The organism is Pseudomonas sp. 06C 126 (assembly GCF_001855215.1).
GTDB lineage: Bacteria > Pseudomonadota > Gammaproteobacteria > Pseudomonadales > Pseudomonadaceae > Aquipseudomonas > Aquipseudomonas proteolytica.
On the sequence record NZ_MIFU01000131.1, the window covers coordinates 1 to 9,567 of the forward strand.

Sequence of the window (9,567 nt, forward strand, 5' to 3'; positions counted from 1 at the left end):
CCGGTAACAACGAGCCAGGCTATGTCGATTTCGCGATCCCCCGTGAAGCGGTGATTCAAGATGCGGGCAGAACGGTGCTGATCGTGTACACCGTTACCAGCCCTTGCAAGTTGGCGTCCTCCCAGGCCTTGCGTCTACAGATCAGCGTGCCAGTGCGTTTGCCGTCCCCGGTGGTGCCACAGGCCACCAACAATATTTTGGATCTGCGCTCCTTTGCCGGGGATGCGGATATCACCGTTGAGCCCTGGTGGTTCATCTTGCTCGATCAGAAAGTCTGGCTGCGGGGTGTCGGGACCCGCAGCGATGGTAGCACCTACACCCTTGAGGTTTACTTGGGTAAGGGGGTGATGGGAGATGAGTTGAGCACCGGGTTGAAGCAAGTCCTTAAGCGGTCTGAACTTGCACTCTTGAAGGACCTCAGCCAATTAGTGTTTACCTGCAAGGTAACGACCGATGGCAGTAGACATGCAGATCACGCGGTAGTGTTTCCAATACTGGAGTTGACCATTCGTGCCACTCTCATGATTGAATTTGACGACTTTGAGAGCTACCCGCTCCAAGAGTTCTTGGAGGCAGGCAGTGTAATCAGTACTCGTTTGCTCGACTTTGAACTGCCTAGGTCATCGTTTCCTGGAATTGGGCTTCATCAGGTCAGGACTGCCGCAGAACTCGTGGAGGGAATGATTGAGGGCAAGGCATTGGCATTACGATGTGGTAGCAGTAATGCGCTTCAGTTGGCACAGCTGAAACTCAAATTCAGGTGTGTGCGAGTCAGGTTTGGTTACTCGAGTAAAGGTGTCGACAGTGCCAAATTCAGTTTTTTTGATGAAAGTAACCAGCTACTTGGCGTTCGAGATGTAGCGCCAAGAACATGGGTCGATTTTCAGGTAGAGGATGGAGCTACGGTTGTCCGGATTGACGTTTTGAGTGTTTTACATGGAGCAATTGATTCTCTGACTATCTGGCATAGTGGGGAAGTTTATCGGCATTGAGTTTCTAGCCGCCCTGTAGAAAGGGCGGCTAGAAATGGGGGGGGCACGACCGCTAAGTAGTGGGCCGTTGCCCCTTTTCTATGTTTGAAGGTCTTGTCTGCGCCCAGCCTGAATTATTTGGCTCCCAGGATCTTCCCCAACTTATCCGGCGACGGCGCCCCTTGCTGTTGCTGGAGCTGCCCCTTGTCATCCAGATAGAAAATCGCCGGGGTGGCCGACAACTCCAATTCATCCATCAACTTCATGTTGGCATCGAGCTTGGCCTGGATCTCGGCCGGGATCTTGGCCAACGCCTTGAGCTTGCTGGCTTTACCCGCAGACTCATGCTCTTGCAGGGCCTGGGCTGTGTCTTTGCTGGCCAGTAGCGCCGCGGACTTGCCGGGGCTGTCCTCGCGGATGATTCCGACCATGATGTGCCGCAACTGTACCTTGCCGGCCTTGACCCAGGGCCGTGCCTGTTCCCAGAACATGTTGCAGTACGGGCAGTTGGGATCGCTGAACAGGTAGACGGTGCGCGGTGCGTTTTTATCGCCGTCCTGGATCCAGCTGCTCCGTTCCATCTTGGCCCAGATTTCCTTGGCCATTGGCGCGTAGACCAGTTTTTCCAGGGGCGCGGTGCTCAGGTCGTTGCCCTTGGCGTCGTACAGGTTGCCGGCGAGCACGTGTTGGCCATCGGCGGTCAGGTACAGCGCCATGCCGCGGTTCTGGTACTGCGCGGCATACCCCTTGAGGCCGCCTGGTGCGTCGAAGCTGCCGATGATCTTGGCGCCTTTGGCTTCGATCTGTTTGATCGGTGCGGGCCATTCTTCAGCGTGTACGAGGCTGGCGGCGAGGGTCAGGGGCAACAGGGTCAGCAAGTGGCGGAGGCGGGGCATAGGGGTTTCCTTGTTGGGGCCGGCTGGGCGGCGGTCGAGTCCGTGGGGGCGAAAGATTCCATGGCGCGGGCCAGGCTGGCCTGGGACAACTCACCCAGGTGGCTGTTGATAAGACGCCCGTCGGGTTGATAGAACAGGGTAGTGGGCAGGGCCATGGAGCCCACCGCCTGGCCGAGACGACCACTGGCATCGAACAGTACGTTGTCCAGGTTCAGGCCCTGGGTGGCCAGGTAGGTGCTGACGCTCTGCATGCTTTCGGCCTGGTTGACGAACAGGAAGGTCACGTCAGGCCGTTGCTTCTGAGCGTTTTCCAGGACTGGCATTTCTCGCCGGCAGGGCGGGCACCAGGTGGCCCACAGGTTGATGACCAGCGGGCCGCCCTGATAGTCGGCCAGTTGCACGGTTTCGCCATCGGCATTGCGCAGGGCGATGTCGGGCAGGCGGGTGCCTTTTTCGTAGATGTTCAGGGAGAAACTGGCCAGCGCCCAGAACGCCAGGCCGGTGATGACCCCGGCGCTCAACGGCTTGCGCAGGGCCGGGCGCCGCCAGCCCCAGAGCAGGGCGCCGAGCAACAGGGCGATGACGCCGGGCCAGGCGAGAAAGCCGCCGTCGCGCAGGTCGACGATTTGCAGGGGATCGTCGCGGTAATAGGCCCAATACATCAGGACAAAGCTGACCCGCGCACTGAGCATGCCCAGCAGGAACAGGCTGAACAGCACCGATTCGGGGTTCTCGCCGCCACGCTTGGCCACGCGCCAGCCCACCAGCGTGGCGAGGATCAGCGCACTGATCAGCAGCAGGTGGTTGAGGGCGATGGCGAAGGTGCCGATGGTCAAGGTCAGCATCAGCGTGCGTCCCGGGTCTGGGTCCAGCGTTGCAGGAAGGCTGCGGCATCCACTTCGCCGGTGATGCGCTGGGCGCGGCGCTCTTCACCCTCGGGGCCGATCCACACAAAACTGGGTGGCCCGGGGACTTTGTAGCGGCCCAGCAGTTCGCGGCTGGCGGCGTTGTCGGCAGTCACGTCCAGGCGCAGCAGGCGCACGTCCTTGAGTGCAGCCATCACTTCGGGTTTGCCGAACACCTGTTTTTCCATGATCTTGCACGACACGCACCAGTCGGCGTAATAGTCCAGCAGCACCCATTGGCCCTGGGCCTTGGCGCTGTCTAGCTGGGCTTGCAGGGCCGCCGGGTCGTTGATCGTGGTGAAAGCGTCATGGGCCGTCGGCGCGCTGGCGGCCGGCGAACCGCCGAAGACCTTCAGCGGCTGCCACAGGTCATCGCTGCCTCCAGCGGCACCTACGACCAGGATCGCGCCCCACAGCCCCAGGACCAGGGAGCCTGCGCCCAGTACCTTGGCCGCCAACCCATATTCGCGGGCCAGGCTCCAGCCGCAGTAGGCCATGACCAGCGCCAGCACGCCCCACAGACCCAGCCACAGGCTTTCGTCGATCACCGGGCGAATCATTAAGACGGCGGTGGCAAGGAACAGGAAGCCGAAGATGCCCTTGAGCACATTCATCCACGTACCCGGCTTGGGCAGGAAGCGGTTGCCCACGGTCACCAGCAGCAGCAATGGCACGCCGATACCGATGCCCATGGCAAACAGAATCAGGCCACCGTGCAGGGCGTTGCCGCTTTGTGCGATGTACAGCAGGGCGCCGGCCAGGGGCGCGGTCATGCACGGGCCCACCAGCAGGCCGGACAAGGCGCCGAGTACGCCGGCCCCGACCAGGCTGCCGCCGCTTTGCTTGCGGGTGACGTTGTCCAGGCGGTCACGCAGGAAGGCCGGCAATTGCAGTTCGAAGAAACCGAACATCGGCAGGGCCAGGATCACGAACAATGCGGCGAAGCTGCCCAGAATCCAGGGGGTTTGCAGCAGGGCGGCGAGGTTGCTGCCGGCCAGCGCGGCCATTACGCCAAGTGCGGCATAGACCAAGGCCATGCACACCACATAACTGCTGGCCAAGGCAAAACCACGGCGTGGGCTGGCGCCGCTGCCCACCACCAGGCCGGCGAGGATTGGCAGCATCGGCAGCGAGCAAGGGGCAAATGCCAGCAACAGGCCCAAGCCGAAGAACACCAGCAGGCTCCAACCCAGGCTGCGTTGTTGCAGGCCACTGGCCAGGCTCTGATCCTGGGCCTCGGCGGTGGCCGCCACGGCGGGGTTGCCGCCCAGGTCCACGGTGATCGATTGTGGCGGGTAGCACAGGCCGGCATCGGCACAGCCCTGCCAGCCCAGCTTGACCTGGCCGGTGGCGTCGGCCGGGAGTTTCACTTCCAGGCCCTGGCGATACACTTGCTGTTCGCCAAAGAACTCATCGCTGTGGGCTTCGCCTTGCGGCAGCACCGGCTGTTGGGCCAGGCCGTCGAACTTCATGCGTTGCTGGTAAAGGTAATAACCGTCGGCAATCTGCCAATACAGCTGGGTTTCACCGGAAGCCAGGCGCTCGGAAGTAAAGGTGAAGGCCTTGCCCACCGGGAGGAATTCAGGTTGGGTCTCGAATGGATTGTTGCCAGGCGCGGCCTGGGCCAATCCAGTGAACAACACCAGCAGGAAGATAAACAGATGCCGCATGGTCAAGCCTTAGTTCGATGCAAGTGGGGCACACAATGTGTGGCGCTGATTAACCGATGATTAACCGGGCTATTCTAGAGTGTAGGGATTATCTGAGCGTGCATCTTTTAGCGGCATAATGCGCGCTTAATCCGCCATCCTTTAAATCAGCACTTTTGCAAAGGGCTCACCATGCACGTACTGGTCTGTGAAGACGATGAACTGATCGCCAGTGGCATCGTTGCCGGTCTTGGTGCCCAGGGCTTTACCGTCGAGCGCGTGGGCACGGCAGCTGCCGCCCGGGCGATGCTCAAGGCAGCGCAGTTCGACATCATGGTGCTGGACCTCGGCCTGCCCGATGAGGACGGCCTCAAACTGTTGCAGCAACAGCGCAGTGCAGGCCTGGAAATTCCGGTGCTGATCCTCACCGCACGGGATTCGGTGACCAACCGCGTCGACGGCCTGCAAGCCGGCGCCGACGATTATCTGCTCAAGCCTTTCGACCTGCGCGAATTGGCCGCCCGCCTGCAGACCCTGCTGCGCCGGGTGGCTGGGCGTAGCGTCGACCTGATCGAACATGGCCGCCTGAGTTACAGCCCCAGCAGCCGGGAAACGCTGCTGGGCGGCAAGCCGGTGGACCTTTCCCGTCGCGAACAGGCGTTGCTGCAGGCACTGCTGCACAACCGTGGCCGCGTGCTGTCCAGCGAGCAACTCAAAGACAGCGTCTATGGCTTCAACGATGAGCTGGAAAGCAACGCCTTGAACGTGCATATCCACCACCTGCGCCGTAAGTTGGGCAACGGCATTGTCGAGACCGTGCGCGGCCTGGGCTATCGCCTGGGCCCGGCGGATGCTGGAGATGACGCCTCGTGATGAGCCTGCGCCTGCGCCTGACATTCAAGCTGGGCGCCGCTTTTGTGTTGATCTGGGTGCTGGCGGCGGCCTGGATGCTCAACGACCTGCGTAACCAGATGATGTTTTCCCTGGACCAGCGGCTGGTGGCCTCGGCGCGTATGGTGGCCGGGCTGATGGAGCAGATGCCGGGCCTGGCCAGCGTCGGCGAGGGCAAGCGCTTTGGTGCTGAGCAATTGAATGTGCCCGGTGGCATGGCGTGCCAGGTCAGTTCGTTGCGTGGCGAAGTCCTGGCCCGTAGCCACACCACCCCGGACCAGGGGTTGGAGTCTCGGCAGAGCGGTTTTCGCGACCAGATCATCGACGGTGCCGCCTGGCGCACCTTTACCCTGGCCCGGGGCGATCTGTTTATCACCACCGCCGACCGCCAGGTGGAGCGCGAGGCGCTGAACATGTCGATCCTGTTGGCAGCCTCGGTACCGGTGGGCGTGGCCCTGTTGGGCTGCCTGTGCCTGTTGTGGCTGGGGATCGGCCAGAGCCTGGTGCCGCTCAACCGCATGCGCGATGCCTTGATGCGGCGCAGCGCCGACTCCCTTGAGCCGTTGCAGATTCATCCGTTGCCCAGCGAGCTCAAGCCGTTGCTCGACACCCAGAACCAACTGCTGCAACGCATCGCCAAGACCATCGAGCGTGAGCGCCGGCTGACCGGCGATGCCGCCCATGAGTTGCGCAGCCCCCTCACGGCGATCAAGACCCATCTACAAGTGGCGCGCATGACCGAAGGCGCCGCCCGCGACCAGTCCCTGGCCCACGCCGAGGAGGGCGCCGACCGCCTGCATCGCACCCTTGAGCAATTGCTGCTGCTGGCGCGGGTCGAGGGCAGCCTGTCGTTTGATGACGGCTTGCAGTCCAGCGCCGAGCAAGTGGCACGCCTGGCGATCCAGGACGCCAACGCCGGGGATAATCGGCGCATCGACCTGATCCTGCCCGACAACCTGCCCCAGGACCCGGTGGAAATGCCCGTGGGCCTGGCGGTTGCCGCGTTGCGCAATTTGTTGGATAACGCCCTGCGCCATACTCCGGCCGATACACGGGTGGAGCTGAGCGTGTTCACCCAGGGCAATCAAGTCGTGTTCCGCGTGCGCGACCATGGCGCGCCGATCTCCAGCGAAGACCTGCAACACCTGACCCAGCGTTTCTGGCGCAATGGCAACAGCGGCGGTTGTGGCCTGGGCCTGGCCATCGTGCAGGCGATTGTCCAGCGCTGTTCCTGTTCCCTGGCCTTTGACAGCCAGCCCGACGGCCTGCGCGTCGAACTCGGTATGCCATTGCGGCGCTGATCCTTCCTTGCATACACGTAACTACCGCCATCCTCAGGCCCGACGCTTCAGGATGGCGGTAATTTTTGTGTTTGTAGGTTTGCCGGCTGAATGACTCAGCCTGTATTGAAAAGGACAGCGCCTATGTTGGTCATCGATTCCACTTATCCCGCCCAGGATTTTAATCAGCGCAATGGCGAAGCCGTGCGCCAGTTGGTTGTGCATTACACCGCCGCGCCCTTTGCCTGCTCCCTGCGTACCCTGACCCAGCAGGGTGTCAGTGCCCATTACCTGTTGCCCGATCCCCACGAGGCCAGCTATCGCAACGCCGGCTACGACGAGCTGCGGGTGTTCCAGCTGGTGGGTGAGCACCAGCGCGCCTGGCATGCGGGAGCCAGTCATTGGGCGGGCCGCGATAACGTCAACAGTCGCTCCATCGGCATCGAGATCGTTAACCTGGCCCGCGATGATGAGGGGGTATTTACCTTCCCAGCCTATGATCCGGAGCAAGTCGAGGTACTGATCGCGCTGATCCACGACATTTGCGCGCGTCATCCGCAGATAGGCGCCACCGATATCGTCGGCCATGCGGATGTGGCGTTCTGGCGCAAAAGTGACCCCGGGCCACAGTTGCCCTGGCAGGGTTTGTTCAAGGCGGGCATTGGCGCCTGGTTTGATGAAGGCGCCAAGGGGGCCTATGAGCGGCGCTTTCGCATGGGGTTGCCGCAGGAAGTGGAGATCGAAAGGGCCTTCCAGCGCTACGGCTACGCCCCGGCGAAAAACCGCCTGGCGTTCCAGCAGCGGGTGCGCGCCTTCCAGATGCACTTTCGGCCCGCCGACTATCGCGGACAACTGGATATCGAGACCTGCGCGATTCTTTATGCGCTGAATGAAAAGTACACCAGTGCCGGTGAGTGACCGGTCATTTGCCGGTTTTTCGCAGGCATTGGTGTAAATCCCCACGCCGCTGATGCGTTTCCAGAACAGGAAATCCGTGCGCACGCCCTTTGGGGGCCAGACGTCAACGGGTTGGCAGTTTGGTCACCATCATCAGCGTATTGAGGGATCTAGAGATGTCAGTCGCTACCAGTCGCATTGAGGATTCGCTGGCATCGGCCAGCCCGACTCCAGCAGAAACGCTTTACCAGTTCGATGAATCACCGCTGCTGGCCCGCCAGCGGCAGCAGGAGTCCAATGCGCGCAGCTACCCCCGGCGCATTCCCCTGGCGCTCAAGCGGGCCAAGGGTATTTATGTCGAGGACGTTGAAGGCCGCAGCTTTATCGACTGCCTGGCCGGGGCCGGTACATTGGCGCTGGGGCATAACCACCCGGTGGTGATCGAGGCGATCCAACAGGTGCTGCTGGACGAGTTGCCCCTGCATACCCTGGACTTGACCACGCCGGTCAAGGATCAGTTTGTGCAAGACCTGTTCGGCCTGCTACCCGCTGAACTGGCGCGTGAGGCAAAGATCCAGTTTTGCGGCCCCACCGGCACCGATGCGGTGGAGGCTGCGCTGAAACTGGTGCGTACCGCCACGGGGCGCAGCACGGTGTTGTCGTTCCAGGGCGGTTATCACGGCATGAGCCAGGGCGCGTTGAGCCTGATGGGCAGCCTGGGGCCGAAAAAACCGTTGGGTGCCTTGCTGTCCAACGGTGTGCAGTTTTTGCCATTCCCCTATGACTACCGCTGCCCGTTCGGCCTGGGCGGGGCAGAAGGGGTCAAGGTCAACCTGCATTACCTGGAAAACCTGCTCACCGATCCGGAAGCGGGCGTATTGCTGCCGGCGGCAGTGATCGTCGAAGTGGTGCAGGGCGAGGGCGGTGTGATTCCGGCCGACCTCGACTGGCTGCGCGGCCTGCGGCGGATTACCGAGCAGGCCGGTGTGGCGCTGATTGTCGATGAGATCCAGAGCGGTTTTGGCCGCACCGGCAAGATGTTTGCCTTTGAGCATGCGGGCATTGTCCCGGATGTGGTGGTGCTGTCCAAAGCCATTGGTGGCAGTCTGCCGCTGGCGGTGGTGGTGTATCGCGAGTGGCTCGACACCTGGCTGCCGGGCGCCCATGCCGGCACCTTCCGTGGTAATCAGATGGCCATGGCGGCGGGTTCGGCAGTGATGCGCTACCTCAAGGAACACAACGTCGCTGATCATGCGGCGGCCATGGGGGAGCGCCTGGCTGAGCACCTGCGCATCCTGCAGCGCGACTTCCCGCAACTGGGGGACATTCGCGGGCGTGGCCTGATGCTCGGGGTGGAACTGGTCAACCCGAGCGGCACGCCCGACGTCCAGGGCCACCCGCCGGTCCATCGGCAATTGGCGCCGCTGGTACAGCGTGAATGCCTCAAGCGTGGTTTGATCCTGGAGCTGGGCGGGCGCCATGGCAGCGTGGTGCGTTTCCTTCCCCCTCTGGTCATCACCGCCGCACAAATCGACCGGGTGGCAGAGATCTTTGGGCGGGCGCTGGCGGCAGCCGTGGCAAGTCTCTAATTTTCCGCTGCTGTCGTACGTTCCTACATACATCAGCCACGCGCAGTGCGTGGCAGCCTTTGAGTGACGGAGAACCGCAATGACCTCAGTATTTGACCGCGAAGACATCCTGTTCCAGGTGGTGGTCAACCATGAAGAACAGTATTCCATCTGGCCCGACTACAAAGCCGTGCCAGAAGGCTGGCGCACCGTGGGTAAAAGCGGGATGAAGAAAGAGTGCCTGGCCTACATCGAAGAGGTGTGGACTGATATGCGGCCGTTGAGCCTGCGCCAGAAGATGGATGCCCAGGCAATCGCTGGCTGAACGCAAACAAATGTGGGAGCGGGCTTGCCCGCGATGGCCATGAGTATCTACACAACTCTCTGATACTTCTGGGCTCTGGGTTTTGCGCTGATGTAGGGGGCATATCCATTGCTGCGGTAACGGCGGCCATGGGTTCCGCCCTTACGGCGGCTCACTTTTGAACAGCGCAAAAGTAAGCAAAACGC

Annotated in this window: 8 protein-coding genes and 1 pseudogene; 6 read left to right on the forward strand and 3 right to left on the reverse strand. The window is 61.8% G+C overall.

Going from position 1 to position 9,567, the window contains the following annotated elements:
* Positions 1-992, forward strand: a pseudogene (locus tag BHC62_RS28670) (hypothetical protein); the annotation flags it as partial.
* A 113-nt stretch (positions 993-1,105) separates the two neighbouring features.
* Here the strand turns inward: BHC62_RS28670 and dsbG are convergent.
* Genes dsbG through dsbD form a run of 3 tightly spaced genes read right to left on the reverse strand, consistent with a single transcriptional unit; the run spans position 1,106 to position 4,442 of the window.
* Entirely contained in the window at positions 1,106-1,867 is a 762-nt protein-coding gene (gene dsbG, locus BHC62_RS25050) for a thiol:disulfide interchange protein DsbG (RefSeq protein ID WP_070996546.1), read from the reverse strand.
* The gene (locus tag BHC62_RS25055) at positions 1,843-2,712 is read right to left on the reverse strand and encodes a TlpA disulfide reductase family protein (protein ID WP_029298147.1); all 870 of its coding nucleotides are present in this window, start codon (positions 2,710-2,712) and stop codon (positions 1,843-1,845) included. The genes dsbG and BHC62_RS25055 overlap by 25 nt, the downstream gene beginning before the upstream one ends.
* On the reverse strand, positions 2,712-4,442 hold the full coding sequence (gene dsbD, locus BHC62_RS25060; protein ID WP_029298149.1) for a protein-disulfide reductase DsbD: 1,731 nt from the start codon (positions 4,440-4,442) through the stop codon (positions 2,712-2,714). The genes BHC62_RS25055 and dsbD overlap by 1 nt, the downstream gene beginning before the upstream one ends.
* A 171-nt stretch (positions 4,443-4,613) precedes the next feature.
* Here dsbD and BHC62_RS25065 point away from each other — a divergent pair, with 171 nt between their 5' ends.
* From BHC62_RS25065 to BHC62_RS25085, 5 genes are all read left to right on the forward strand, one after another.
* Positions 4,614-5,294 carry a response regulator gene (locus BHC62_RS25065; RefSeq protein WP_029298151.1) on the forward strand — a complete coding sequence of 227 codons (681 nt, stop codon included), beginning with the start codon at positions 4,614-4,616 and terminating at the stop codon, positions 5,292-5,294.
* Entirely contained in the window at positions 5,294-6,613 is a 1,320-nt protein-coding gene (locus BHC62_RS25070; protein WP_029298152.1) for an ATP-binding protein, read from the forward strand. Before BHC62_RS25065 ends, BHC62_RS25070 begins: the two co-directional genes overlap by 1 nt.
* Positions 6,614-6,736: 123 nt before the next feature.
* The gene (locus tag BHC62_RS25075) at positions 6,737-7,510 is read left to right on the forward strand and encodes an N-acetylmuramoyl-L-alanine amidase (RefSeq protein ID WP_029298154.1); all 774 of its coding nucleotides are present in this window, start codon (positions 6,737-6,739) and stop codon (positions 7,508-7,510) included.
* Positions 7,511-7,665: 155 nt separating this feature from the next.
* Complete coding sequence (locus BHC62_RS25080) at positions 7,666-9,078, forward strand: aspartate aminotransferase family protein (protein ID WP_029298156.1); 1,413 nt, start codon at positions 7,666-7,668, stop codon at positions 9,076-9,078.
* 79 nt (positions 9,079-9,157) lie between these two features.
* Positions 9,158-9,382 (forward strand): MbtH family protein, encoded by a 225-nt coding sequence (locus BHC62_RS25085; protein ID WP_029298158.1) that lies wholly within the window; start codon positions 9,158-9,160, stop codon positions 9,380-9,382.
* Positions 9,383-9,567 lie beyond the last annotated feature (185 nt).

What these genes read in the sequence shown, in the direction of transcription:
- dsbG (WP_070996546.1), bottom strand. Translation starts at nt 1,867, where the DNA reads ATGCCCCGCCTCCGCCACTTGCTGACCCTGTTGCCCCTGACCCTCGCC.
- BHC62_RS25055 (WP_029298147.1), bottom strand. Translation starts at nt 2,712, where the DNA reads ATGCTGACCTTGACCATCGGCACCTTCGCCATCGCCCTCAACCACCTG.
- dsbD (WP_029298149.1), bottom strand. Translation starts at nt 4,442, where the DNA reads ATGCGGCATCTGTTTATCTTCCTGCTGGTGTTGTTCACTGGATTGGCC.
- BHC62_RS25065 (WP_029298151.1), top strand. Translation starts at nt 4,614, where the DNA reads ATGCACGTACTGGTCTGTGAAGACGATGAACTGATCGCCAGTGGCATC.
- BHC62_RS25070 (WP_029298152.1), top strand. Translation starts at nt 5,294, where the DNA reads ATGAGCCTGCGCCTGCGCCTGACATTCAAGCTGGGCGCCGCTTTTGTG.
- BHC62_RS25075 (WP_029298154.1), top strand. Translation starts at nt 6,737, where the DNA reads ATGTTGGTCATCGATTCCACTTATCCCGCCCAGGATTTTAATCAGCGC.
- BHC62_RS25080 (WP_029298156.1), top strand. Translation starts at nt 7,666, where the DNA reads ATGTCAGTCGCTACCAGTCGCATTGAGGATTCGCTGGCATCGGCCAGC.
- BHC62_RS25085 (WP_029298158.1), top strand. Translation starts at nt 9,158, where the DNA reads ATGACCTCAGTATTTGACCGCGAAGACATCCTGTTCCAGGTGGTGGTC.